Raw genomic sequence first — 25371 nt, 5'->3', positions numbered from 1 at the left:
CACTTTTGGGATCAATCCGAAGCTCATTCTCTTTGCCTGCGCATCGCCCGGCGCGGAAAACCGGGACCACTTTTCCGCACGATGCGCTAACCATAGCCGGTTTAGGACGGCTGAGCTTCGGTCTCGGCCTCTTCGGCCGATCCCTCAGTCTCAACGATTTCTTCCGGCTGCTCGATCCAGCCCGCCTTGACGCGGGCGGCCATAATCATGTTCTCGGCATCGGCACGGGAGATGTCGAAGCCGTCGAGGGCGCCCTTGTAGCGGGTCGCCTCCGGGCCGCGGCCCTCTGTCCAGCCGACGAGATCGTCGGTGGCGCAGCCGGCCAGGTCCTCGACCGTCTTCACGTCGTTCTCGCCGAAGGCCACCAGCATGGCCGTCGTGACGCCATCGATCTCCTTCAGGTCGTCGTCGACGCCGAGTTCCTTGCGGCGGCCCTCGTTCTCGGCCTCGATCCGGGCGAGGTATTCCTGAGCGCGGCTCTGGATCTCGGCGGCGGTGTCCTCATCGAAGCCCTCGATGGAGGCCACTTCACCGGAATCCACATAGGCGATTTCCTCGACCGAGCGGAAGCCTTCGGAGGCGAGGAGCTGGCCCACGACCTCGTCCACGTCGAGCGCGTTCATGAACAGCTCGGTGCGCTCGGCGAATTCCTTCTGGCGGCGCTCGGATTCTTCGGCCTCGGTGAGGATGTCGATGTCCCAGCCGGTGAGCTGCGAGGCCAGACGCACGTTCTGGCCGCGGCGGCCGATGGCGAGCGAGAGCTGGTCGTCGGGCACCACCACCTCGATGCGGTCGGCCTCCTCGTCGAGCACCACCTTGACCACTTCCGCGGGCTGCAGCGCGTTGACGATGAAGGTCGCCTGATCCTGCGACCAGGGGATGATGTCGATCTTCTCGCCCTGGAGCTCGCCGACCACCGCCTGGACGCGCGAGCCGCGCATGCCGACGCAGGCGCCGACCGGGTCGATGGACGAATCGCGCGAGATCACGGCGATCTTGGCGCGGGAGCCCGGGTCGCGGGCGACGGCCTGGACCGTGACGATGCCGTCGTAGATCTCCGGCACCTCCGAGGCGAAGAGCTTCGCCATGAATTGCGGATGGGTGCGCGACAGGAAGATCTGCGGGCCGCGGGCTTCGCGGCGCACGTCGAAGAGATAGGCGCGGATGCGGTCGCCCGGACGGAAGGTCTCGCGCGGAATGAGCTCGTCGCGGCGGATGATCGCCTCGCCGCGGCCGAGATCGACGATCACGTTGCCGTATTCGACGCGCTTGACCGAGCCGTTGACGATCTCGCCGATGCGGTCCTTGTATTCCTGGTATTGGCGGTCGCGCTCGGCGTCGCGCACCTTCTGCACGATCACCTGCTTGGCCGACTGCGCCGCGATGCGGCCGAAATCGAAGGGCGGCAGGGTATCGGCGATCACGTCGCCCACCTGGGCCGCCGGGTTGTGGCGGGTGCGGGCCTCGGCCAGGGTGATCTCGCGGGAATCGTTCTCCACCGCGCCGTCCTCGACCACGAGGAGGTGCCGCGCCAGGCGCAGCTCACCGGTCTTGGAATTGATTTCCGCATGGATGTCGGTCTCGGCACCGTAGCGGGACCGGGCGGCCTTGGCGATGGCATCCGCCATGGCGTCGAGCACGATCTGCTTGTCGATCACCTTCTCGCGTGCGACCGCATCGGCGATCTGCAAGAGTTCAAGCCTGTTGGCACTGATAGCCATCGAGGTCGCTCCTTAATTCGGTTTCGTCTCGGTGCGGGATGCGTTTGACCGCATCCCACCCTTATTCCTTTGGTTTCCGCATGATCTTACCGGTGAACCGGTATCCACTTCACCGGATCATGCGTTGGACGGGCCGCGCGGCTCGGGCGCCTCCACCACATCCGTATCTTCGTCAAGGTCGTCCGTGGTCGGCGCGGTTCCCCGGCGCAGCGATTCACGGATCAGGTCATCGGTAAGAACGAGATGCGCCTCGCCGAGATCCGTCAGCGGCACGCGGGCGATGGGCTCGAGGCCCTCCTTCACGTCCGGCAGCTCGATCACGAGCATCCCGTCCTCGACACCCCGGAGGAAACCCCGGTAGCGCTTGCGGCCCTCCACCGGCACGGCCATCTCGATCTTCGCATCGTAGCCGGTCCAGCGCTCGAAGTCGCTGGCGCGCACGAGCGGCCGGTCGATCCCCGGCGAGGAGATTTCCAGGTGGTAGGCGGTGGCGATGGGATCCTCGAGGTCGAGGACCGGCGAGATCGCCCGGCTCACCGTTTCGCAATCGGTCACCGACATGGTGCCGTCCGGCCTTTCGGCCATGATCTGTACGGTGCATCCATTCGTACCGGTGACCCGCACCCGCACGAGATTGAAGCCCAGGTCCTCGATCACAGGCTCGACGATGGCCGCCACACGGGCGGCGACGCCGCTCTCCGTAATCAGCCGCTTGTCACGTTCGTTTGTCATGGCTCTCCGCACGCTCCGGGGTCCAAGCAATAAAAAAGAGCGGACCCCGGGGGGCCCACTCTCGACCAGCAGCTTGACGCTGCAACCAGAGCTGACAGCGCAGATATACCGATTCAAGGCAAAAAAAGCAAGGGTCCTACGAAAAGCACGGCCCCATAGGCCCTCTGGCGCATCGTTGGGCGCGGAAAAGTGGACCCGGTTTTCCGCGCCCACAAAGAAAAGAAGCATCGAATGGATCCCAAAAGCGCAATCCACTTTCGGGTCCGATGCTTTAGGGATCAGATCCGGACGAAGGTCAGGTAGCTCGGCACGCGGCCTTCGCGGATCGCCTTGGCCTCGTAGCGGGTGCCCGGCCAGCCCTCGTAAGGCCGGCGCCAGTCGTCGGAGCGAGAGGCTTTCCAGCGGAAATGCGGGGAGCGCAGGGCTCGGGCGAGCACCCAGCCGATATAATCGTCGATGTCGCTGGCGAAGCGCAGCTCGGCTCCAGGTTTCATCACGCGGGCAAGCGTCTCGAGCATCTCGTCGGACACGAGGCGGCGCTTGCGCTGCCGGCGTTTCGGCCAGGGATCGGGATAGAGGATGTAGACCCGGTCGAAGGAGGCATCCGGCAGGGTCGGCAGCAGCTCGGTGACGTCGTCGTCCCAGACGCGGACATTGTCGAGACGCTCGTGCTCGATCGCGGCCAAAAGCTTCGCCATGCCGTTCACGAAGGGCTCGCAGCCGAGGAAGTTGACGTCGGGGTGTGCGCGGGCCTGGGCAGCAAGATGCTCGCCGCCGCCGAATCCGATCTCGAGCCAGGTTTGCCGTGCCTCCTGGTTCGGGAACTGGCTCGGGAGGTCGCGGCCCGGAATTGCGCGGATCGCGGGCAGAAGACTCTGGACCAGCTCGTCCTGGCCGGCGCGAAGCTTCTTGCCTTTCCGGCGCCCGAAGAAGGCGCCGGCCCGTTCGGAGGCTTCGCTCATCGGACACATGCTCCTGAAGACATCACGATCTGGTTCATCGGAATCCGGCGTTTAGACCGGATCATACATTGAGAGCCGGCCCCTTTCGGAAACCGGCTCTTTTTTTCTTGAGAATCTCGCTGGCGCCGACGCAGATCGGCCTGCCGGAGAATCGTTTAGCGGAAGGCCGCCTTCAGACGGTCGGCGAGGTCCGTGCGCTCCCAGGAGAAGCCGCCATCGGCCTGCGGCGCGCGACCGAAATGGCCATAGGCCGAGGTGCGGGCATAGATCGGCCGGTTAAGGCCGAGATGGGTGCGGATGCCGCGCGGCGAGAGGTCCATGGCGTCCATCAGGATAGCCTCGAGCTTGCCCTCATCCACCTTGCCGGTGCCGTGCAGGTCGACATAGATCGACAGGGGCTTGGCGACGCCGATGGCGTAGGAGAGCTGCAGGGTGCAGTTCTCGGCCAGGCCCGCGGCGACCACGTTCTTGGCGAGATAGCGGGCAGCGTAGGCGGCCGAGCGGTCCACCTTGGTCGGGTCCTTGCCTGAGAAGGCGCCGCCGCCATGGGGAGCGGCACCACCATAGGTGTCGACGATGATCTTGCGGCCGGTGAGGCCGCAATCGCCGTCGGGTCCGCCGATGACGAACTTGCCGGTGGGATTCACGTGCCAGATCGTGTCGGCCGAGATCCAGCCGGACGGCAGCGTCGCGCGGATATAGGGCTCGACGATGGCGCGCACGTCCTCCGAGGACAGGGTCTCGTCCAGGTGCTGGGTCGAGAGAACGATCTGCGTCGCCGCGACCGGCTTGCCGTTCTCGTAGCGCAGGGTGACCTGGCTCTTGGCGTCGGGGCCGAGCTTGGCGGCGTCGCCCGTCTTGGCCTTGCGGGCGGCGGTGAGGTTCTCGAGGATCTTGTGGGCGTAGTAGATCGGCGCCGGCATCAGCGCCGGGGTCTCGTTGCAGGCATAGCCGAACATGATGCCCTGGTCGCCGGCACCCTCGTCCTTGTTGCCGGCGGCATCGACGCCCTGGGCGATATGGGCCGACTGGGCATGGAGATAGACCGAGACGTCGGCGGTCTTCCAGTGGAAGCCTTCCTGCTCGTAGCCGATATCCTTGATCGCCTCGCGGGCGAGCTCGATCACCGTGTCCTTGGTGATGGAATCGGGACCGCGCACCTCACCGGCGATGACGACGCGGTTGGTGGTGGCAAGCGTCTCGCAGGCCACGCGGGCCTCGGGCTCTGCCGCCAGATAGGCATCGACGACGGCGTCGGAGATCCGGTCGCAAACCTTGTCCGGATGCCCCTCGGAAACGGATTCACTGGTGAAAAGATAGCTGGAGCGCCGCACGACGGAGGTTCCTTCAGGCAATAAAGATCGTTGCCCGCGGTCAGCCACAGGCTTCAACCATGCTCTTGCCGCAGGCGGGATGAAAGGTCAAGCGGACGCGTTCTTTATGACGAACGCTCTACCTCTTCCTGGGCAGCCAGAGAGGCGACCAGTTGCACGATGCTCTTGCGGACCTTGGGATTTTTGATGCCGGTAAAATGCCGCACCAGCTGCAGGCCCTCGGGCGTGGACATCATGTCGGCGACATAGCCGGGTGCGCCGCTGTCGGCGAAGCCGGCTTCGCCCTTGCCCGGCTTGATGCCGTCGAAGAAGAAATCGATATCGACGCCCAGGATCCTGGCGATCTCCACGAGACGCGCGACGCTGATCCGGTTCATGCCTTTTTCGTATTTCTGGACCTGCTGAAAGGTCAGGCCGAGCATATCGCCAAGCTTTTCTTGGCTCATGCCAATAGAAACACGGCGCATACGCACCCGGCCTCCAATTTCCTTATCGATAGAGCCTGTCGACTTCTTCATTGTGGCCTGTCCCCTTGCCAAAACTGACGCAACGGCAAGGCAGAGTTTACTTAAGGAAAGGTTGATTGGTGCCTGCGGCGTACAGTCAAGAACATTAAGCAGATCGCAAGCGTGGCCGTCAAAGAAAACCTGCCCACCTTCCTATAAAGAGTAATGGGCTCCGCAACTGGAAGAGAAGCGTCGACAATACCCTCAACTCCCAGTGGCAATTCGTTCATAATTCGACCGAACGGATCGACGATTGCGGAGATTCCCGTGTTGGCTGCCCTAACGAGAGGCAGGCCTTCCTCGACCGCGCGAAGGCGGGCTTGGGCAAAATGCTGGTAAGGCCCCGGGGTCCGGCCGAACCAGGCATCGTTGGTCACGTTCAGGATCAAGTCCGGGCGGGGTCCGTCGGCCAGGATGTCGCCCGGAAAAATCGCCTCGTAGCAGATCGTCGCAGCCGCCGGGGGTAGGCCTGGGATCGCCAGGGTCGTGCGCTTCGCGCTCGGCTCGAACCCGCCGGGAATATGCACGAATTGCCGCAATCCGAGAGCGCGGATCAGGGCGTCGAGGAAGCCCGGCACATACTCGCCGAAGGGGACCAGATGCACCTTGTCGTAGGAACCGAGGATCGTGCCGCGATCGTCAATCGCCTGGATCGCATTGTAGAACTTGCCTGCGGCCTCGCCGGGAAGGGGCTCGTCCATGCGCGCCGCTCCCGTGACCAGAACCGAACCCGGTCCCAGAAGAGCGGCGATCTGGGCCAATGAGGCCGGATCGCGGTGGAGCAGGAAGGGAAAGGCCGATTCCGGCCAGACGATATGGGTCGGCGCCGCCTCACCGCCGTTCCAACCGGGCCTGGCGCTCAGGGCCAGGTAATGCCGCATGATGGGCTCACGGTTGCGCGGATTGAACTTGGCGTCCTGAGGCAGGTTGGGCTGCATGATGCGCAGCCGCACATCCGGCACGTCGCGCGAGGCCTCGGGGGGGAGGCGCCAGAGGCCGAAGCCGGCGATAGTGACGAGCAGAGCGCCCGCCAGCGCCGGCGCGGTCCAGCGTTCTTTTCGCGTCCGGCCGGTGAGCAGGACCGCCGGTGCCGCCCCTATGCAGAGGCTTAAGAAAGTCAGGCCGTAGAGACCGACCAGCGAGGCGGATTGCATCAGCCAGAGGTTCTGGCCGAGCGCCATGCCGGGGTTGTTCCAGGGAAAGCCGGTGAAGAGATGCCCCCGCAGCCACTCGCTGATCGACAGGCCGAAGGCGAAGGCGAGGACGCGCCAGGCATCGGGCAGCCAGAACAGGCGGGCGAGGGCGAAGCCGAAGGCGGGAAAGAAGGCGAGAACGGCAGGCAGCCCCAGCACCCCGAAGGGCATCGCCCAGGCGAACTGGTCGGCTTCCACCAGGAAGGCGGCACCGAGCCACCAGAGGCCGGCGACGAAATAGCCGAAGCCCCAGAACCATCCGAGGAAAGCTGCAGATCTGAAAGGCGCCCAACGGGAGGGGCCATCCTTGACCGTCCCGTCGAGCAGCCAGACGGCCGGAACCAGCGAGAGGGCGAGGGCGGGCAGGAAGCCGAAGGGCGGCATGGCCAGAGCGCCGACGGCTCCCGCAACGGAAGCTGTCAGCCAGCGGCGCCACCCGAAAGAAAAGGCGACGCGGTCAGCCAAGAAGATCATTCAGCGGCAGCGCTTTCAGGACGCGGGGCGAGAGGCTGGCCTTCGCTGATCTCCACCTCGGTGGCGACCGCGCGGCGGTGGATGCGCAGCCTTTTCACGCGGCGGGGATCGGCATCCAGAACCTCGAATTCGAGGCCGGCGGGACCGACGATCACCTCGCTGCGGGACGGCACGCGGCCGGCAAGCGTGACGATGAAGCCGCCGATCGTATCGATATCCTCGGCACCTTCCTCATCGGCAAGGTCGAGACCGAGCACTTCCTTGACCTCGTCGAGGCTGGCGCGGGCATCGGCGATATAGGTGCCGTCCGCGGCCGGGATGACGGTCAAGGTCGAATCCTCGTCGTGCTCATCCTCGATGTCGCCCACCACCATCTCGACCAGGTCCTCAATGGAGACGAGGCCGTCGGTGCCGCCATATTCGTCGATCACGAGGGCCATGTGGGTGCGCGTCGCCTGCATCCGCACCAGGAGGTCGATGGCCGGCATGGAGCGCGGCACGAAAAGGACGGGGCGCAGGATATTGGCGGAGGACAGGCTCATCGACAGATCGATCTGGCCGAGGCTCGGCGGCGTCGTCTCGTCGCCCGATCCGGCTTCCGGCGTGCCGCTGTCGGCGCGCATGGCGATGAAGTCGAGGAAGTCCCGGATATGGACCATGCCCTTGGGGTCGTCGAGGGTCTCACCGTAGACCGGCAGGCGGGAATGGCCGGCCGTGCGGAAAAGGCTCAACAGCTCGCCCAGATTGGTATCGGCGGCCACCGCCACGATGTCGGCGCGGGGCACCATCACATCCTCCACACGGATGCGATGGAAGGAGAGCACGTTCTTGAGCATCGCCCGCTCCTGGGGCGAGAAATCCGTGTCCTCGACGGTTTCTGCGAGGGCGTCCTCAAGGTCGTGGCGGATGGATTCGCGGGATTTCAGGCCCAGCCGGGTCAGAACCCGGTCGTACCAATGGTCGCGTGTCTCGTCTGTCTCGGTGAGAGGTCGGACAGGTCGGTCGCTACGACTTCGATCTTCATTCATGGTCGTGGGTTGTCAGCTCTTATGCCGCCATATCGCGGTAGGGATCGGCGATGCCAAGGGTGGCGAGCGCCTTGACCTCAAGACCTTCCATGATCTCCGCCTCCGCCTCGACTTCGTGGTCGTAGCCGAGGAGATGCAGGACTCCATGGACGATCAAATGGGCAAAATGATGCGCGAGCTCCTTGGATTCCTCCTCGGATTCGCGCACCAGGGTTTCGTAAGCTAAAGCAATATCGCCGAGATAGCGAGAGCCTGCCGCGCCCGGCTGCTCGGGAGCCGGAAATGACAGCACGTTGGTGGGCTTGTCCTTGGCTCTCCAGGTGCGGTTCAGCGCCTGGATATGGGCGTCGTCGGTCAGCATGACGCTCGCTTCGTATTCGCCCTTGGCCTCATAGGTCACGGCAATCGCGGCCTCGGCCGCCTTCTGCGCCAGGGTTTCCGCCTCCGCGAGGCGGTCCCAGTCGCCCGCCTCGATCATGATGTCGAGTTCGATCACGGCCTGCGGTCCCGATAATCCTGCCGCGGCGGTTCCGGCGGCGCCTCGCGCGCCGCCTTGTCGTAGGCGGTCACGATGCGGCGCACGAGGTCGTGGCGCACCACGTCCTGCTCCTTGAAGGTGACGCGGGCGATGCCCTCGACTCCTTGCAGGATGCGCATGGCTTCGACCAATCCCGATTTCTGGCCCGGCGGCAGGTCAATCTGCGACGGGTCGCCGGTGATGATCATCCGCGAGCCTTCGCCGAGGCGGGTCAGAAACATCTTCATCTGCATCGAGGTGGTGTTCTGCGCCTCGTCGAGCAGAACCAGGGCGTTCGTCAGCGTGCGCCCGCGCATGAAAGCGAGCGGCGCGATCTCGATCATGCCCGTCTGCAGGCCCCGGTCCACGTGCCGCGCCTCCATGAAATCGTAGAGCGCATCGTAGATCGGGCGAAGATAGGGATCGACCTTCTCGCGCATGTCGCCGGGCAGGAAGCCGAGGCGCTCACCGGCCTCCACCGCGGGACGGGAAATGATCAGGCGGTCGACCTGGCCCTGTTCCAGGAGCGACACCGCATAGCCGACCGCGAGCCAGGTCTTGCCGGTGCCGGCGGGGCCTTCCGCGAAGACGAGCTCGTTCTGCTTGATCGCCTTGATATAGGTGTTTTGCGCCGCGTTGCGGGCGCGCACCGGTCCGCGCCGGCGCGTGGAGATCTGGTCGAAGGCGGTCAGGCCCGGAACCGGCGGCTCCTCGGCGGCGGGAAAGAGGCTTCCCTGCAGCGTGCTCTCCTCAATCGCCCCGTCCACATCGCCGGGGCCGAGCGCTCCGCCCTGGCGGGCGCGTTCGTAGAGCCCCTCGAGCACGCGGCGCGCCATCTCGGAGGCTTCCGGCGTGCCCTTCACGGTGACCCGGTTGCCGTTGGCGATGGCAGCTACGTTCAGGCGCCGCTCCAGATGAGCGAGATTCTGGTCGTATTGTCCAAAGACGAGGCTGGCGAGGCGGTTGTCGTCGAAGGTGAGGATGATCTCGGCCTCTTCGACGACGCCAGGATGCAAGCTGTTGGCGTTCCGTCCCTTTTGTGCACGTGCGGTCGCGTTGTCCGCTGGGCTCAAATGCCTCTCCTCTGAATGTTGGCCGCAAGGCGTGCGGCCAACGAATATGGGGTCTTTCCAGACAACAGGCTAGGCCGCAGCTTGGCTGCCCGGCCCGACCCATTCCCCGAACAGGCTGTTCGAGCCAGCCTGCGTAATCCGCACCGTCACGATCTCGCCGACGGCATGACGGTCGCTCTGAAACTGCACTGGCTGCAGATAGGGCGACTTGCCAGCCATCTGGCCCGGATGACGACCCGGCTTCTCCAAGAGAACGTCGAGACTCTGCCCGACGGTTCCGTGGTTGAAAGCCTGCCGCTGCATTTCCAGCAGGTTCTGCAGCCGCGCCAGACGCTCGGCCTTCACGGCCTCCGACACCTGGGCCTCGATCTCCGCCGCCGGCGTGCCTGGGCGGGGGCTGTACTTGAACGAGAAGGAGCTGGAAAAGCCCACATCGGCCACGAGCCGCATGGTCTCCTCGAATTCCGCATCGGTCTCGCCGGGGAAGCCGACGATGAAATCGGAGGACAGCGCCAGATTGGGCTGAACATGCCGGATGCGCTCGATCAGGCGGCGATACTCGTCGCCCGTGTGCTTGCGATTCATCACGTCGAGAATGCGGTCGGAGCCGGATTGCACCGGCAGGTGCAGGTAGGGCATCACCGCGGGCAGATCGCGGTGGGCTGCGATCAGCTCGTCGTCCATGTCGCGCGGGTGGCTCGTGGTGTAGCGCAGGCGGACGATGCCGGGCACGTCCGCCAGGCGATGAAGCAGGCGGCCAAGTGACCAGACCGAGCCGTCCGGCCCCTCACCGTGATAGGCGTTCACGTTCTGCCCGATCAGCGTCAGCTCGCGCACGCCCGCATCGGCGAGGCGCAGGGCCTCGTCGAGGATTTTTGCGACCGGGCGCGAGACCTCCGCGCCGCGGGTATAGGGCACGACGCAGAAGGTGCAGAACTTGTCGCAGCCTTCCTGGATGGTGAGGAAGGCCGACACGCCGCGGCTCTGGGTCTTCGCCTTGGTTGGTGCCGGCAGGTGATCGAACTTGTCCTCGATGGGGAATTCCGTGTCGACGACGCGATCGGTGCGCGACTTCTTCAGGAGCGCCGGCAGGTTGTGATAGTTCTGCGGCCCGACCACCACGTCGACGGCGGGCGCCCGGCGCAGGATCTCCTTGCCCTCGGCCTGCGCGACGCAGCCGGCGACGACGACCTTCGTCTCCCGGCCATGGGCCTGGCGTTCCTGCTTCAGCTCGCGCACGCGGCCGAGCTCGGAATAGACCTTCTCGGCGGCCTTCTCGCGGATATGGCAGGTGTTGAGGATGACGAGGTCCGCCTCCTCCATCGCCTTGGTTTCGCTGTAGCCTTCGGACGCCAGCATGTCCGCCATGCGCTCGGCATCGTAGACGTTCATCTGGCAGCCATAGGATTTGACGAAAACTTTTTTCACGAGGTCGGCCTGTCTCTGCTTGCAATCGGGCGGTCGGAGATGGAGCGCCCTTTTAAGCCTTTTATGCGAGCAAGAGAATAGCGGCCGTTTGGCTCAAGGAATTTGAAGAATCTGACGTCATCCTGGGGCTGCGCAGCAGAACCCGGGATCGCAAGACGAGAATGGCGCCTTATCCTGATAACGATCCCGGATCGGCTTCGCCGTCCGGGATGACGGCCTTTGTTGGAATCACTCCCGAAACGCTCCCTCGACGGGAGCCGACAATTCCGTGTCGGCAGCAAGGATCTCGGCAATCACCTTCGCGAAAGCCGGCCGCTTGCCGAGCCGCGCGTACCAGGCGGCCAGGGCATCGTGCCCCCGCAGCAACGGACCGCCGAGGCGGCGAGTCCAGAAGACGGGCATGAACACCGCGATGTCGGCGGCTGAGAAGGCGCCGCAGAGATAGTCCCTGCTCTGCAGTTGGCGGTCGAGCTCGGCGAATTGGCCGGCCAGCACCGGCTCGGCTTCCCTTGCCTTCAGCTCCTTCGCCTGCCAGCGCTCCATGTCGTCGGGCCTGGGCTCGGTGCGATGCATCAGGAATCGTAACGGGGCCAGCATGACCTCGTCGGCGAAGAGGTCGAGGAGACGACAGCGGGCGCGCTCCGCCGGCGCCTTCGGGTAGAGCGCCGGCTCAGGATAGGCGTCCTCGAGATATTCGAGGATCAATGTCGAATCGTAGAGGGGCAGGTCCCCGTCGACGAGGACAGGGACCTGCCCCTTGGGATTGATGGCCAAGACGTCCGGGTTCCGGGGATCGTAGCCCTTCGTCTGGGTGAACGGCACCAGAATGTGCTCAAACGCGAGCCCCTTCTCGTGAAGCGCGATTTCGACCTTGCGCGAGAAAAGGCTTAACGGTCCGGAATAGAGCTTCATCAGGGCGCCTTTCGAAAGATCACCGGCTGAACGTGGAGGGCAGGTGATCCTGCCAGGACGCGGCATTCAAGCTCTCCACATCGGCCCGCGACAAGCCGATATCGGCGAGCGCCCGGTCGTCCATCCCGTACAGCTCCTTCGAGGTCTTGCGCCGGTCGAGCCAGGTTTCGAACCGCAGAAGCAATTCGAGCACGGCATTACGGCGCTCGCGACGGGCCGTGTGGAGCCCAAGATTTGCTGAGGCATATCCGATCGCCATGACAGCTCTCCTTCGATGGCGTTTCATTGAAGAGAAATGTGCTCCTGTGATAGGTTATAAGCAAACGAGAAGTTCTTCAGCTTCGCCCAAGGAAAACTTGGGCACTATGCCGTTCGGAGCCATCATGTCCCGTCGTCGCCTGCCGCCGCTCAATGCCTTGCGCGCCTTCGAGGCCGCAGCGCGCCATCTGAATTTCGAGAAGGCCGGCGACGAGATCGCCGTGACGGCGAGCGCCGTCGGCCAACAGGTAAAGTCTCTCGAAGCCTGGCTCGGGCGGCCGCTCTTCCTGCGCCAGCAGAGCCGCGGCGTCGTGCTGACGCCGCTGGGCGAGCATTACGCCGCCTCGCTTTCCGACATTCTCGACCGGCTCGACGATGCGACGGCGCAGGCCCTGCGCTCGGACCGCTCCAACGTGATCACGGTGAGCTCCATGCCGAGCTTCGCCGCCGGCTGGCTCATCCCGCGGCTCGGATCGCTCAAAGCGCAGCATCCGGATCTGGAGGTGCGGGTCTCGGTCGATACGCGGCTGACGGATTTCGCCCGCGAGGACGTGGACGTGGCGATCCGCTTCGGGCGGGGAAACTATCCGGGCCTGCGTTCGGACCTGCTGATGGAGGAATATTTTTTCGCCGTCTGCAGCGCGTCCCTGATGGGCGATCCGAAGCGACCTCTGAATGAGCCGGCGGACCTGCGCCATCACACGCTGCTGCACGAGGCGGTCGAAAGCATCCTGGACTACACCACCTGGGACCGCTGGCTTGCGGCTGTCGGCGTGACGGGCATCGACACCTCCCGCGGGCCGCGCTTCACCCACACCTATCTCTGCCTGCAGGCAGCAGCCTCCGGCCAGGGCGTGGCGCTCGCCACCAACGTGCTGATCGGCGACTACCTGCAGGCCGGCCGCCTGATCCAGCCCTTCCCGCAGCAGGTGAAGGGCTCCTACCAGTATTACGTGGTCTGCCCGGAGGCGACGGCCGATCGGCCGGCGCTTCACGCCTTCCGGGCCTGGCTTCTGGCGGAGGCGAGGGCGCATGTGGAGGCGCGGGTGTGAGCCAGCCGCCGACAGAGACTTACTTCGAATTCGGTAAAGGCCAATTCAATTTCCAGCCCTGCTTGGTTCGAACGAGCTTTGTCTCGGATTCCTGCATTTCATAGGCGTCGTCTGGGATGCCTACCTTAAGCTTGATCCGGTCGTTGCCATCCCAACCTAACACTTCCCAGGACTCTTCGCGGGCAGTCTTTGGGGTACTGTAAGTGAACTCCTGCTTTGCCTTGCCCGAAACAAAGGACCAAACGGCGATCTCGTATTTTCGCTCATAATGCGGATCGCTGTCGGCAGCGGCAAAGAACCTCCCGTTTGGTGAAAAAACGGGAAGGTTCGTTAGAAAAACGGTACGTCCCGATTTTGCGCTGACAACGTTCGCACCACTGCCCTCATAGAGGGAGTAGCCGACAACAAATAGTTTTTGGTCCGGGCGGTAGGCGCGCAGCTTATACTTCACGCAATCGGAAGCGTTATCGTCTTTACAGGCTTGGCGATCATCCAAATAAATCTCGGACTTTCCGTTTTCGAGCCTCAGAAACAGGAGTTCGCCCTCTCGCTTGGCAAGGCCGTTAAGTCGAGCAAGACATTCAGCTTCGCGCTCGCAAGAGACCTCCATCAACGGAGAAGTGCTTTGGGCGAGAGCAGGAAGCCCAAGCATAAAGACTCCAATGATTCCAAGGCGCCACATGATCGAACCCCACAGCTTTTCTGATATTGTTACATAGGGGTTTGATGAATCAAGGTGATCGTCGAAACGCTGGCTTAAGCCGCCTTCAGCGCCCGCCGCACTTCGGCTTCTGCGAAGGCCGTCGCCTGCTTGCGGCTGCCGTTGAAGGGGATCGGCTCGCCCCAGGTCACGACCACGTCGAGGGGGATGCCGCGAATGAACAGCTTCAGGTGGGGACCTAAATCCATGTCGCCGTACCAGGCGATGAAGGGGCGCTCGCGCCGGGTGACGGGCAATCCGTTGCGGCTTGTATAGGCGATCGCGAGCGGCTGGAGAAACACCCGCTCGACGCTGTCGTGCATGAGCGCGGTCTGGGCCGCGCCCACGAGGGAGGAGCGAAAGGGCAGGAGCCGGTTGCCGTCGCTCGTGGTGCCCTCCGCGAAGAGCACGAGCGCCTCGCCCTTCACCAGCCGGTGAGCGAGGGCGTCGTTCACTTCCACTGTTGCCTTGCGGCGCTGGCGGTCGATGAACACGGAGCGCTGCAGCCGCGCGAACAGGCCGATCACCGGCCAGCCCTCCACCTCCGATTTCGCGATGAAGGAGAGCGGATGCAGCGAGCCGATCACAGGGATGTCGAGCCAGGAGACGTGATTCGACACGACGATGGTTGGCGCGTCCGAAGGCGGCGTGCCGCGCTCGATCACCCGCACGTTGAAGAGCGTGAGGATGATCCTGTGAAACCACACCGGCAGCGCATGCAGCATCGACGACCAATGAAAGCGCAGCGCCAGCATCTGCAGCGGCACGAGCACGAGGCTGCACAGGCCGAGCAGCAGCAGCCGGAAGGCGACGCCGATGGACGTCACGCTTCGTCCTTGTCCAGGGGCACCGCATAGAGCTCGAGCCGGTGGTAGACGACCTTGTAGCCGAGCCGCTTGGCGATCTGGTTCTGCAGCGCCTCGATTTCCTCGGAGCGGAACTCGATCACCGCGCCGGTCTCGAGATTGATGAGATGGTCGTGGTGCTCGCGTGCCGCCTGTTCGTAGCGCGAGCGCCCGTCGCGGAAATCGAGCCGCTCGAGGATGCCTTCGGTCTCGAACAGCTTCACCGTGCGATAGACGGTGGAGAGCGAGATGCGGTCGTCCACCTCCGCCGCGCGCCGGTGCAGCTCCACCACGTCCGGATGGTCCTCGGCGGCATCGAGCACCTGCGCAATGATGCGACGCTGGCCGGTCATGCGCAGGCCCTTTTTGCGGCAGGCGCGCTCGATGGCGTCCGACCGGCGCTGTTTGGCGGATGTCATGTTGCGTGTGGCCACGGCTAACCCACTCCTCACGGAGGCTTATAGGGGACGGGGCCCGCGCGGGCTATAGGGCCAAGGCCATGGTCAGCGCCGTGACCCGCGTCCCATCGGGCTTGCGGTAATAGCCTTCCCGCCGCCCGGTGGTCTCGAAGTGCAGGCGGCGGTAGAGCGCGAGCGCCGGCGCATTGCCCTCCTCGACCTCGAGATGCACGCGGGCAACGCCCCGGCGCGAGAGCGCGTCGAGATGATGGACGAGGAGCGGGCGCGCATGGCCCCTGCCCCGCGCCTCCGTGGTGACGGCGACCGTGATGATCTCCGCTTCGTCGAGCACGATCCGCGACAGGACGAAGCCCGCGGGCTTCGCCGCGCGCCCGAGGAACAGCCCGTCGGTCACGACCCCGCGCTCAGCCATCAGCCGCTCGAAATCGAGGGTGCTCCAGCCCCGTGCGAAGGCCGAGGCATGGATGGCGGCAAGCCGCGCCGCGGCCTCGGTGCCGAGGGGGGCGAAGCGTGGGGCAGGCGGATGCATGAACCGGTCGAGAATCCTCATTGCCTGGCGATTCGGGCCCCGTCCTGCGGCTTGGCGTCGGGCTCGCGCAGGTAGAGCGGCTTCGGCAGGGCCTGATTCGGGTCGGCAAGGGCGCCGAGCCGCGCCACCCAGCCGATATCGGGAAAGCCCGACACCTCGCCGAGATGAGCCTCGACCCCCTGCGCCCGGGCCTCGGCTGCCAGCATCGCCGCCGCCGATCCGGCGACGAGGATCGGGCCGGAGCCCAGAAGCCGGATGGCCTCGCGATAGGTCATGAGACCCGGCGGGATGATGGTGCGTCCGCCCGCAGCGATGGCCTGGATATAGATATGGCCGTGCTTGGCATCGATGGCGGCGGTGAAGAGCCCGCGCCGGTCGCCGACCATGAGGGGTGCGAGAAAGGCGGAGAGCGTCGCGACCCCGACGACCGGGATGCCGGCGGCAAGGCCGATGCCGCGGGCGGCGCTGATGCCGACCCTCAGGCCTGTATAGCTGCCGGGCCCGACCGTGACGGCGACCCTTTCCAGGCTCTCGAAGCCGCCCTCAACCTGGGCGGAGAGCCGGTCGAGGAGCGGCATCAGGGCCTCCGCGTGGCCGCGCTCCATGGGAATGGTCTCGGCCGCCAGCGGCACGGGCTCTCCCGCCTGGATGATGCAGGCCGAGCAGGCGCCGAGGGCGGTATCGATGGCAAGAACGCGCAACGTTCGTCTCCGTCAGGTCTCCGTTCCTTTAGAGCATGAAGCGAAGAGAAGGGAACCGGGAAATCGGAGACCGGCATGGCGCGGACACTGCGCCGCCCCTTTCCGATCCGGCGGAGTTCAGATCCGCCATGATCGGCCTCGTGGAGCGGATCGTGGCGCCTGCGTGAGTCACGCGATGGTGCAGAATTCCTCGAAGGCGAAGCGCGGCTGGCGCGGATGAAGTTTTTCGGGGATGCCGTAGCCGAGATTGATCAGGAAGTTCGACTTTGTCCGTCCGTCGGGAAAGAAGGCCTCGTCGACGCCCTTGCGCGAAAAGCCGCCCATGGGCCCGCAATCCAGTCCGAGGGAGCGCGCGGCCATGATGAGATAGGCGCCCTGCAGGCAGGAGCCCTGGAACCCGGCTCTCTCGATGGCCTCGGGCTTGCCGGCGAACCAGCTGCGCGCGTCGGGGCTGTTCGGCGCGAGATAGAAGAGCTTTTCGTAGAACTCGATGTCGTAGGCGACGATCACGGTCGCCGGCGCGCTCATGGTCTGGCGCAGATTGCCCTCGTCGAGATGCGGCCGGAGCTTTTCCTTGGCCTGCGCAGACACGACGAAGACGAAACGGCCGGGCGAGGAATTGGCGCTCGTCGGCCCCATTTTCGCAAGCTCGGCGATCTCACGCAGTATCATCTCCGGGATCGGCCGCTCCTCCCACCAGCGATGGGTGCGGGCTTCACGAAAGAGCTGATCCAGGATGGCATCGGGCAGGGCTGGCAACAGGTGGTCTCCAAAGAAAAAGCGCGGCTCGAAAGGGCCGCGCTTCGATAGCTGAAACGTCAGGTGCGAATCAAATGGCGACGTTAAACCGCCTGCACCTCGCGCACGTCCGGCAGGAAGTGGCGCAGCAGGTTCTGGATGCCATGGCGCAGGGTGGCCGTCGAGGACGGGCAGCCCGAGCAGGCGCCCTTCATCACGAGATAGACGGTGCCGTCCTTGAAGCCGCGGAAGGTGATGTCACCGCCGTCGCCCGCCACCGCCGGGCGGATGCGGGTTTCGAGCAGCTCCTTGATGGTCTCGACCGTCGAGGCGTCCTCGGGATCGAAGAACTCCTCGCTGTCCTCCTCCGTGGCGCCGTAGCCGTTGGCGAAGAGCGGCGCGCCGGTCATGAAATGCTCCATGATCCCGCCAAGGATGGCCGGCTTCAGGTGCTGCCACTCGCCGTCCGCCTTGGTCACGGTCACGAAATCGTAGCCGAAGAAGACGCCGGTCACGCCGGGAACGGCGAAGAGGCGCTGGGCCAGGGGCGAGACTTCGCCCTGCTCGGAGGTCTTCGCCTCGAAGGTGCCTTCGGGCATGATCACGCGGCCGGGCAGGAATTTCAAGGTGGCGGGATTGGGGGTGGCTTCGGTCTGGATGAACATCGCTTCGTGATCCTCTGCGCCGGTTCAAGGCCGGCCGAGATGAGTGTTAGAATCGTTCTAACAGGTTCCAGTCTCAATGTGGAATGGATCGGGGTGGATTCCAAGGGGAGAACGTATTCTCAGAACTCATCCCGGGGCTGCACCGGTGGGACGTGGGATCGCATGACATGTGTGGCGCGATTTCCCTCCCCCTTGCGGGGAGGGGTTAGGGGTGGGGGTCGCCCAACCGGGTGATCGGTCAGGTGAGAATGGCGCTGTATTGACCTCATGCTTCCATGATAGGGCGGAGCATCCCGACTTTTCGACCCCCACCCTTAATCCCTCCCCGACACAAGTCGGGTGTTCCCGACTTGTGCAAGAGAATGCTCATCTCGGGCTTGCCCGAGATGAGGTGGGGAGGGAAGATGTCGCTCACCCCGCCAGCGCGTCGATTTCCTCGTCCGTCAGGGTGCCCGGCACGATGACGATGGGAACCGGGAAGGAGGCGGCGGCCTTGCCGGCGAGGGATGAGACCAGGGGGCCGGGGCCTTCCTTGCCGCTGCCGGCGGCAAGAACGAAGAAGGAGATGTCCTCGTCCTCGTTGATGAGCTTGATGATCTCGTCGGCCCGGTTGCCGACCCGGATCGCCTGCTCGGGCTCGACGCCCGCGGCGCTGCGGGCCTCGCGGGCGGCGTCCTCGAGCCGCTTCTGCGCCTCTTCGGTCGCCTCCTCGATCATGGCCTCGCCGACGCCGATCCATTCGAAGTTGTCGGGCGGGTCCACCACGGCGAGCATGACCATGCTCGCGCCGGTGCGGGCCGCGCGCCGGGAGGCGAAATGCACAGCCCGGGCGCATTCGGGGGTCTGGTCGATCACCACCATGAATTTCGGACGGTGGCCCGATTCGTAGGATCGGCGCTTGCCGCTCACAGCACGCTCTCCTGCATCAGGCAGATGCTGCCCTGCCCCGCCGGCAAGAGCAAGCCCAGGTATCAGCAGCATTTTTAGGCATCAGCGCGCGCGCACGAAACCGACAATGTCCTTGACCGCGTCCATGGTCACGGAGGCAAGCGCCCGGGCCCGCGCGGAGCCGTCCGCGAGCACCGCATCGATATGGCCGGGATCGGCCATGAGGCGGCGCATCTCGTCGGCGACGGACGACAGCTTGGTCACCGCGACGTCGACGAGGGCAGCCTTGAAGCCGGAGAATTGCGAGCCGCCATGCTGGCGCAGCACCTCGTCCGGCGTCATGTCCATGAGCGCGGCATAGATCGCCACCAGGTTCTCGGCTTCCGGCCGGGCCTTCAGGCCCTCGACTTCGGAGGGCAGCGGCTCGGGATCGGTCTTCGCCTTGCGGATCTTCTGGGCGATGGTGTCGGCATCGTCCGTGAGGTTGATGCGCGAATAGTCGGACGGGTCCGACTTCGACATCTTCTTCGAGCCGTCGCGCAGCGACATGACTCGAGTCGCCGGGCCCTGGATCATCGGCTCGGTCAGCGGGAAGAAGGTCTCGCCGAAACCGTGCGCGGCAATCGATTCGGCCCAATCGTTGTTGAACTTCTGAGCGATGTCGCGGGTCAGTTCGAGATGCTGCTTCTGGTCCTCGCCCACCGGCACATGGGTGGCGCGGTAGACCAGGATGTCGGCGGCCATCAGGTCCGGATAGGCGTAGAGGCCAACGGAAGCGTTCTCCCGGTCCTTGCCCGCCTTGTCCTTGAATTGGGTCATGCGGTTGAGCCAGCCGAGGCGCGCGACGCAGTTGAACACCCAGGCGAGCTCCGCATGCTGCGGCACCTGGCTCTGGTTGAAGACGATATGGCGCTTCGGGTCGATGCCGGCGGCGATGAACGCGGCCGTCACTTCGCGGATCTGGCGGGTGAGGTCCGCCGGGTTCTGCGGCACGGTGATCGCGTGCATGTCGACGACGCAATAGATGCAGTCGTAGTTCTCCTGCATCGTGACGAAGCGCTTGATGGCGCCGAGATAATTCCCGAGATGAAGGTTTCCGGTCGGCTGAACGCCCGAGAACACCAGCTCCTTGAACTGCGCCATCGCCTTGAACTCCCACAGGGGCGGGTGCGGTTGCAAGTTCAGCCGCTAACAGCCCCGGATATCGTCTGACTGCTTTTCTTGCAGCGAAGCGGAGGCCGCCTCGCCCGAAAATAGTCCATTGAGGCGCGCGTTATGACAGGGCCGCGCCACGATGCAAGGGTTCTCATGGGTCCTCATGCGTTTTTCGTGAGCGAAGCCCAATCGTCGCGGCTGACGGCGCCGGTCGCGAAGGCGCCAAGCGCATAGAGCGCAAGGCCGCCGAGGCAGAGTGCGGCGAGGGAGAGTGCGCCGTCCTGCGGGATCAGGCGCACGGCGGCCACCAGCCCGAGACCCATGACGAGGACCGCTGCCGCGATCCGCATCAGGCGAACTGTCAGGGCCCGGTCCGGCTGCCAGAGACCGAATCGGTGAAGCCCGACCACCACCGCGCCCGCATGGCCGAGACAGCCGATGCTGACCCCGAGCGCGATCCCGGTCGGGCCGAGCGGCCAGGCGAGGGCGAGGGCGCCCGCCACGGTGAGAACGAGGCCGGCGATGGCGGCCATGAGCGCCGCGCGCAGGGAACCGCAGGCGAACAGGCTCTGGCTCAGCACCTTCGCCACCGTCGCGAAGGGGAGGCCGAGGCTGAGCGCCGCGAGCACCAGGGCGGTGCCCTCCGCGTCGGAGGATTCGAAGGCGCCGCGCTCGAACAGGACCGCGCTCATTGGTCGGGCCAGGATGACGAGGGCGGCGGCGGCCGGCAGGGAGAGCAGCAGGGCTGCTTCGAGCGCCCGGTTCTGCGCGGCGGCGATGGCCTGCATCTCGCCGGCCCTGTAGCGCCGGGCGAGTTCGGGCAGCAGCAGGCTCGAGCCGAGCGCCGCCATCAGCCCGAGCGGCAGCTGCATGACGCGCTCGGCATAGTAGAGCCAGGCAATTCCCGACGGCCAGAACGAGGCGATCTGGGTGGCGGCCAGAAAGAAGATCTGCACGGCGCCGCTCGCAGCCAGCACCGGAAATCCGGCGAGCAGAAAGCTCTTCATCAGCGGTGACCAGCGCGGCCAGCGGAACCGGACGAGGCTCGGTCCGTCCTGCAGGAGCGCTGCGGCGACGATGACGAGCTGGATCAGCCCGGCGAGACTCGACGCGGCGGCAAGCCACGATGCTTTTTGCACGAGCGGCAGGCTGAAGCCGGTTTCGATCGCAACGAGGGTCAGGATCAGCCCGCCATTGACCGCGAGCGGCGCGAGGGCGGTGGCCCCGAAACGCCCGCGCATGTTGAGAAGCGCCGCGCCGATGGAGGCGAGGGTCACGCACAGGACGATGGGAAAGGAGAGGCGCGTGTATAGCGCCACCAGAGCCAGCGTTCCGTCGTCGCGAAGACCCGGCGCGAGGAGAAACGCGATTAGGCCCGCTCCGATCTCCACGAGGCCCGTCAGCGCGAGGAGCGCGATCCCGAAGACGCCGAGCACGTCGCCGGCGGTCGCGGCGGCCTCGTCCGGCTCCAGGCGGCTCAAGGCCGGCACGAGCGCCGGGTTGAGCCCGCCCTCGCCGACGACGCGGCGCACCAGGTTCGGCAGGCGGAAAGCCGCGAGAAACGCGTCCGCCACAGGCCCCGCTCCCAGCGCTTGCGCGAACAGCACGTCCCGGACGAAGCCGAGGACGCGCGAGGCGACCGAGCCGAAACCGACCAGGAGGGAGGAGCGGATGAGCGACATGCTTATCCGGGCTTAGCGGGTCGTCTCACGAGCTGCAACCATCCCGTCCCCCTTGCGGGGAGGGGCCAGGGGTGGGGGTGGTCCGACCGGGCGAGCGATTGCTGATTGTACGATCCTCCCTCTCTCGGGCGGGAGCGGGGATGCACCGTATGCGCCTTGTGCTGTCTCAATGGCGCAGTGTTCTGACTTTTCGACCCCCGCCCTCAATCCCTCCCCGCAAGGGGGAGGGAAGAAGCGCGTTACCCTCTTGCCCGGGCGATTGCTTCGCGCTTCTGCTCCAGGCTCATGCCGCCGATATAGGCTTCCGTCCCGATCAGGAAGGATGGAGTGGCGACGAGGCCGAGATCGTTGCCGGTGGAGAAGGCATCCTTCATCCACTGGGTCGTCTCAGCGCTGTCGGCGATCTCCGTCATGCGCTTCGTGTCGCCGCCCAGGCGCTCCGCCTCTGAAAGCGCGCGCGATCCGTCCGCTGTGCCGCGCAGCTTGAACAGTGCGAGATGGAGCGGTAGATAGCGCTCGGGTCCGTAGAGCCGCAGATAGGCGAGCGCCGCCCGCGTCGCGGCCACTGATTGCGGGCTCAGCACCGCGAAATTCACCAGCACATAGGTGAGCTCGGGCTCCGCCTTCAAGAGGTCGGGCAGGGCTTGAGCCGAGCGTTTGCACCAGGGGCAGTTGTAATCGAAATACTCCACCATGATCACGTCGCCATGCTTGTGGCCGAGACGGACGATGGAGGGCAGGTTCAGGGCGTTCTCGATCAGCTCTACCGGGATCATCTGCGGCTCCGGCGCGGATTGCGCGAAGGCCGGGGCCTTTGTGCCGGCAAGGGCAAGACCGGCGAGAAGAACGCGGCGAGACAGGATCATGAAATAAAACTCTCGTAAGGAAAGCCACTCGTGCCGGTCGATCGTGGCGCTGGCAAGGCCAAGGTTCATCGTCTCGCAGGTTCGTGAGGGATGGGTTAACCGCCGACCGGCATACCCGTCACATCCCCGCCCACGACGCGATGAAGGACGGCAGGTCCTCTGCCGGCATGGGGCGGCCGATGCGGTAGCCCTGGACCAGGTCGCAGCTCAGGCGCTGCAGGAGCGATTGCTGGACTGCGGTCTCGACGCCCTCGGCCACGACCTCGATGCCGAGATTGCGGCCGAGGCTCAGGAGCGCCCTGACGATGGCGGCGTCGCCCGCATCGGTCTCCAGGCCGCTCACGAAGGTTCGGTCGATCTTGATCGCATCGACCGGAAAGCGCTTGAGGTGCGAGAGCGAGGCATAGCCGGTGCCGAAATCGTCGAGCGCGATGGTCACGCCCTCCGCGCTCAAGGTGCGCAGAGCCCGCTCCACGAATTCGGCGCCGGAATCGAGAAAGACGCTCTCGGTCACCTCCACCTCGAGGCAGCTCGCCGGCAGATCCGCGCGCCGCAGCTCGTCGAGCACGCGCTCGGCATAGGTGTCGCGCCGGAGTTCAGCCGCCGAGACGTTGATGGCGATCCGCCCGACGGGCAGGCCCGCATCGCGCCAGCGGCGCAGGTCGCGGAAGATGCAGGCGCGCATGCGCTCGCCGATGGCCGTGCCGAGTTCCGTGTCGTTGAAGGCCGGGGCGATCTTTTCCGGCGACTGGATCCCGCCGTTGGGATGATGCCAACGTAAGAGCGCCTCGAAGCCGCTGAGCGTGCCCGAGGCCAGAGCCATCTTGGGTTGGTAGAATGGCACGATCCAGTCGGAGGCCAGCGCGCTCGTCGCCACCTCGAGCGCGGAAGCCTTTTTCTGGGCCTCCTCGCGCATGGTCGCGACGAACATCCGGAACGAGCCTCGGCCGGAGGTCTTGCTGCGGTAGAGCGCCAGGTCCGCCTGCTTCTGGAGCTCTTCGGGGCTCATGCCGAAGCCAAGGGAGATGGCGCCGCCGATGCTGGCGCGGCAGTCGAGTAGCTTCCCGTCGCGCTTCAGAGGCTCCTGCATGCGCGACAGGATCGCCTCGGCCACGGCGACGATATCCTGCTCGCCGGCGATGCCGGGCAGCAGCACCGCGAATTCGTCGCCGCCGAGGCGCGCGATGGTGTCGGTGTCGCGTGCGACGCTGCGCAGGCGCTGGGCGAACTCCTTCAGGAGATCGTCGCCGGCGTCGTGGCCGAACCTGTCGTTGATCTGCTTGAGATGGTCGAGATCCATGACCAGCAGGCCGGTGGCGGGATGCGCCTCGGAGATGCTCGCGAGCGCTTGCTGGAGGCGCTCGCGGAAAAGCCTGCGGTTGGCGAGCCCCGTGAGATCGTCGTGATGCGCGGCCCAGCGCAGGGTTTCCTCGGTGAGCTTGCGGTCGTGGATGTCCTCGACCGTGCCGTACCAGCGGACGACGCCGCCCTCCTCTCCGCGCCGGGCTGCGGCGCGGGAGCGGAACCAGCGATAGGTCCCGTCCTCCATGCGCAGGCGGTAATCGACGTCGAGGGGCGTGCCGGTCGCGATCGACCGGGACCATTCGCGCAGGGCGTTGGGCCGATCTTCGGAATGCAGGGCCTGGCTCCAGCCGGAGCCCGCCGCTTCGCTCACGCTCATCCCGGTGCTGTCCTGCCAGCGCGAGGACACATCGAGGAGACCGCCCTGCGGATCGGCCGTCCAGGAAATCTGCGGGTTGAGCTCGACGGAGTTGCGATGATGCTCCTCGCTTTCGCGCAGAGCCGCATCGTCCCTCTGCCGCTCGATTGCCAGCGCCGCTAGATGCTGCACGGCCTCCATGCGCTCCATCTCGTCCGGCCTGGGTGCACGCGGCTCGTCGTAATAGAGCGCCAGGGTACCGAGCACCTCGCCGGAACGCGAGAAGACCGGCTTCGACCAGCAGGCCCGCAGGCCGTAGCCGAGCGCGACGTCGCGCCATTTCGACCATAAGGGGTCGGAGGCGATGTCGGCGACGATGACGCTGCTGCGGGTATGGGCCGCCGTGCCGCAGGAGCCGACCGCAGGCCCGATGCGAACGCCGTCGATGGCGGCGCAATAGGCGGCCGGAAGGCTCGGAGCCGCGCCGTGCCGGAGAAGGTTGCCCTCCGGGTCATGGAGCAGGATCGAGCACCGCGCCTCTGGGATCCGCTCCTCCGCGAGATGGCAAAGGGCCGTGAGGATCTCGCTCACCGACTGGCCTGCGGCGACCATCTCCAGGACCCGGGCATGGCCCTGCAGGGTCTGTTCCGCTTCCTTGCGGTCGTGGATGTCTTCCGTGGTCCCGTACCAGAACACGATCGCCCCGGCCTCGTCGCGGCGGGCGGCCGAGCTCGAGCGGCACCAGCGATAGCTGCCGTCGGCGGTCCTGATCCGGTATTCGCATTGGTAGGGTTCGCCGGAAGCCAGGCTTTCGCGCCGCGTCTGGACGAGGCGCGGCAGGTCGTCGGGATAGACCAGCTTGACCCAGCCGCCGCCGATCAGCTGTTCCGGCGCCTGGCCGATCCATTCCGCCCAGCCGGGACCGATCTGGATGACGTTCCCTTCGGCGTCCGACATCCATGGGATCTGGCGGCTCAACTCGAAAGCATAACGATACAGGCTTTCAGTGATCGCCGGTCCATTCCTCTGGGGCATGAGCAAATCTTCGCGAGATCTGCCATAGGCAGACTTAAAAGAGATGTCGTCGTGCTGTCGCATTCAGCAAACCGAGAGTGTCGCGAATATGAGATAAATCCTTGGCTCACATTACGAGATCTGTCCATCGGTGGAACGGCGCAGATGGTTTCTTTTCAGGTTTTCCTGAGATCGATGTCGGACGATGATTGACGGGTAAGGTTAAGCGTCTTGTTTCGTGCCGGAACCTTGGCAGTAAAGGCCAAGGTTAACAGGCAGCGGACAATGGCTGCGAAAACGATCTTGAATCGGGAGGGCT

The 25371-nt window shown here is 65.3% G+C and carries 25 protein-coding genes; 1 reads left to right on the top strand and 24 read right to left on the bottom strand.

Going from position 1 to position 25371, the window contains the following annotated elements; genetic code table 11:
- Window positions 1-101: 101 nt before the first annotated feature.
- The 12 genes from nusA to BB934_RS12665 form a co-directional block, all read right to left on the bottom strand.
- Window positions 102-1721 carry a transcription termination factor NusA gene (gene nusA / locus BB934_RS12720; RefSeq protein ID WP_099509957.1) on the bottom strand — a complete coding sequence of 540 codons (1620 nt, stop codon included), beginning with the start codon at window positions 1719-1721 and terminating at the stop codon, window positions 102-104.
- Between the two features lie 117 nt (window positions 1722-1838).
- Entirely contained in the window at window positions 1839-2453 is a 615-nt protein-coding gene (rimP, locus tag BB934_RS12715; protein ID WP_099509956.1) for a ribosome maturation factor RimP, read from the bottom strand.
- A 278-nt stretch (window positions 2454-2731) separates the two neighbouring features.
- Window positions 2732-3415, bottom strand: a complete 684-nt coding sequence (gene trmB / locus BB934_RS12710; protein WP_099509955.1) for a tRNA (guanine(46)-N(7))-methyltransferase TrmB — start codon at window positions 3413-3415, stop codon at window positions 2732-2734.
- Window positions 3416-3570: 155 nt separating this feature from the next.
- Window positions 3571-4749 carry a methionine adenosyltransferase gene (gene metK / locus BB934_RS12705; RefSeq protein WP_099509954.1) on the bottom strand — a complete coding sequence of 393 codons (1179 nt, stop codon included), beginning with the start codon at window positions 4747-4749 and terminating at the stop codon, window positions 3571-3573.
- 104 nt (window positions 4750-4853) lie between these two features.
- Window positions 4854-5267 (bottom strand): helix-turn-helix domain-containing protein, encoded by a 414-nt coding sequence (locus BB934_RS12700; RefSeq protein ID WP_099509953.1) that lies wholly within the window; start codon window positions 5265-5267, stop codon window positions 4854-4856.
- Window positions 5268-5317: 50 nt separating this feature from the next.
- Window positions 5318-6922, bottom strand: coding sequence for an apolipoprotein N-acyltransferase (lnt, locus tag BB934_RS12695; RefSeq protein WP_099509952.1), 1605 nt, complete (start codon window positions 6920-6922; stop codon window positions 5318-5320).
- The gene (locus BB934_RS12690) at window positions 6919-7950 is read right to left on the bottom strand and encodes a hemolysin family protein (RefSeq protein WP_099509951.1); all 1032 of its coding nucleotides are present in this window, start codon (window positions 7948-7950) and stop codon (window positions 6919-6921) included. Before BB934_RS12690 ends, lnt begins: the two co-directional genes overlap by 4 nt.
- Before the next feature lie 19 nt (window positions 7951-7969).
- Window positions 7970-8428: an rRNA maturation RNase YbeY gene (gene ybeY / locus BB934_RS12685; RefSeq protein WP_099512810.1), complete on the bottom strand. Its 459-nt coding sequence runs from the start codon at window positions 8426-8428 to the stop codon at window positions 7970-7972.
- 14 nt (window positions 8429-8442) lie between these two features.
- Window positions 8443-9540 carry a PhoH family protein gene (locus BB934_RS12680; RefSeq protein WP_099509950.1) on the bottom strand — a complete coding sequence of 366 codons (1098 nt, stop codon included), beginning with the start codon at window positions 9538-9540 and terminating at the stop codon, window positions 8443-8445.
- A gap of 69 nt (window positions 9541-9609) precedes the next feature.
- Window positions 9610-10968, bottom strand: a complete 1359-nt coding sequence (gene miaB / locus BB934_RS12675) for a tRNA (N6-isopentenyl adenosine(37)-C2)-methylthiotransferase MiaB (protein WP_099509949.1) — start codon at window positions 10966-10968, stop codon at window positions 9610-9612.
- A 228-nt stretch (window positions 10969-11196) separates the two neighbouring features.
- Window positions 11197-11880: a glutathione S-transferase family protein gene (locus tag BB934_RS12670; RefSeq protein WP_099509948.1), complete on the bottom strand. Its 684-nt coding sequence runs from the start codon at window positions 11878-11880 to the stop codon at window positions 11197-11199.
- 19 nt (window positions 11881-11899) lie between these two features.
- Window positions 11900-12139 carry a DUF1127 domain-containing protein gene (locus BB934_RS12665; RefSeq protein ID WP_157934155.1) on the bottom strand — a complete coding sequence of 80 codons (240 nt, stop codon included), beginning with the start codon at window positions 12137-12139 and terminating at the stop codon, window positions 11900-11902.
- 124 nt (window positions 12140-12263) lie between these two features.
- Between BB934_RS12665 and gcvA the strand changes: the two genes are divergently transcribed.
- The gene (gene gcvA / locus BB934_RS12660) at window positions 12264-13190 is read left to right on the top strand and encodes a transcriptional regulator GcvA (RefSeq protein ID WP_099512808.1); all 927 of its coding nucleotides are present in this window, start codon (window positions 12264-12266) and stop codon (window positions 13188-13190) included.
- Between the two features lie 19 nt (window positions 13191-13209).
- Here the strand turns inward: gcvA and BB934_RS12655 are convergent, their stop codons facing one another.
- The 12 genes from BB934_RS12655 to BB934_RS12600 form a co-directional block, all read right to left on the bottom strand.
- Entirely contained in the window at window positions 13210-13872 is a 663-nt protein-coding gene (locus BB934_RS12655; RefSeq protein ID WP_099509946.1) for a hypothetical protein, read from the bottom strand.
- A 74-nt stretch (window positions 13873-13946) separates the two neighbouring features.
- The gene (gene olsA / locus BB934_RS12650) at window positions 13947-14717 is read right to left on the bottom strand and encodes a lyso-ornithine lipid O-acyltransferase (RefSeq protein ID WP_173909450.1); all 771 of its coding nucleotides are present in this window, start codon (window positions 14715-14717) and stop codon (window positions 13947-13949) included.
- The gene (locus BB934_RS12645; protein WP_099509945.1) at window positions 14714-15154 is read right to left on the bottom strand and encodes a Fur family transcriptional regulator; all 441 of its coding nucleotides are present in this window, start codon (window positions 15152-15154) and stop codon (window positions 14714-14716) included. The genes olsA and BB934_RS12645 overlap by 4 nt, the downstream gene beginning before the upstream one ends.
- Before the next feature lie 64 nt (window positions 15155-15218).
- Window positions 15219-15704 (bottom strand): GNAT family N-acetyltransferase, encoded by a 486-nt coding sequence (locus BB934_RS12640; protein ID WP_099509944.1) that lies wholly within the window; start codon window positions 15702-15704, stop codon window positions 15219-15221.
- A complete protein-coding gene (tsaB, locus tag BB934_RS12635) occupies window positions 15701-16384 on the bottom strand; it encodes a tRNA (adenosine(37)-N6)-threonylcarbamoyltransferase complex dimerization subunit type 1 TsaB (protein ID WP_099509943.1) in 684 nt (227 codons plus the stop codon). The genes BB934_RS12640 and tsaB overlap by 4 nt, the downstream gene beginning before the upstream one ends.
- Before the next feature lie 168 nt (window positions 16385-16552).
- On the bottom strand, window positions 16553-17146 hold the full coding sequence (locus tag BB934_RS12630) for a malonic semialdehyde reductase (RefSeq protein WP_210422164.1): 594 nt from the start codon (window positions 17144-17146) through the stop codon (window positions 16553-16555).
- A gap of 80 nt (window positions 17147-17226) precedes the next feature.
- Window positions 17227-17787 (bottom strand): NifU family protein, encoded by a 561-nt coding sequence (locus tag BB934_RS12625; protein ID WP_099509941.1) that lies wholly within the window; start codon window positions 17785-17787, stop codon window positions 17227-17229.
- 411 nt (window positions 17788-18198) lie between these two features.
- Window positions 18199-18648, bottom strand: a complete 450-nt coding sequence (locus BB934_RS12620; RefSeq protein ID WP_237050324.1) for a universal stress protein — start codon at window positions 18646-18648, stop codon at window positions 18199-18201.
- A gap of 129 nt (window positions 18649-18777) precedes the next feature.
- Complete coding sequence (gene trpS / locus BB934_RS12615; protein WP_099509939.1) at window positions 18778-19818, bottom strand: tryptophan--tRNA ligase; 1041 nt, start codon at window positions 19816-19818, stop codon at window positions 18778-18780.
- Window positions 19819-19991: 173 nt separating this feature from the next.
- Window positions 19992-21512: a murein biosynthesis integral membrane protein MurJ gene (gene murJ, locus BB934_RS12610; protein ID WP_099509938.1), complete on the bottom strand. Its 1521-nt coding sequence runs from the start codon at window positions 21510-21512 to the stop codon at window positions 19992-19994.
- Between the two features lie 239 nt (window positions 21513-21751).
- Window positions 21752-22378: a thioredoxin domain-containing protein gene (locus BB934_RS12605; protein WP_157934154.1), complete on the bottom strand. Its 627-nt coding sequence runs from the start codon at window positions 22376-22378 to the stop codon at window positions 21752-21754.
- Between the two features lie 118 nt (window positions 22379-22496).
- Entirely contained in the window at window positions 22497-25073 is a 2577-nt protein-coding gene (locus tag BB934_RS12600) for a bifunctional diguanylate cyclase/phosphodiesterase (protein ID WP_162299158.1), read from the bottom strand.
- Window positions 25074-25371 lie beyond the last annotated feature (298 nt).

This window comes from Microvirga ossetica, assembly GCF_002741015.1.
Lineage (GTDB): Bacteria > Pseudomonadota > Alphaproteobacteria > Rhizobiales > Beijerinckiaceae > Microvirga > Microvirga ossetica.
This window is presented reverse-complemented; position numbering and strand designations above follow the sequence as displayed.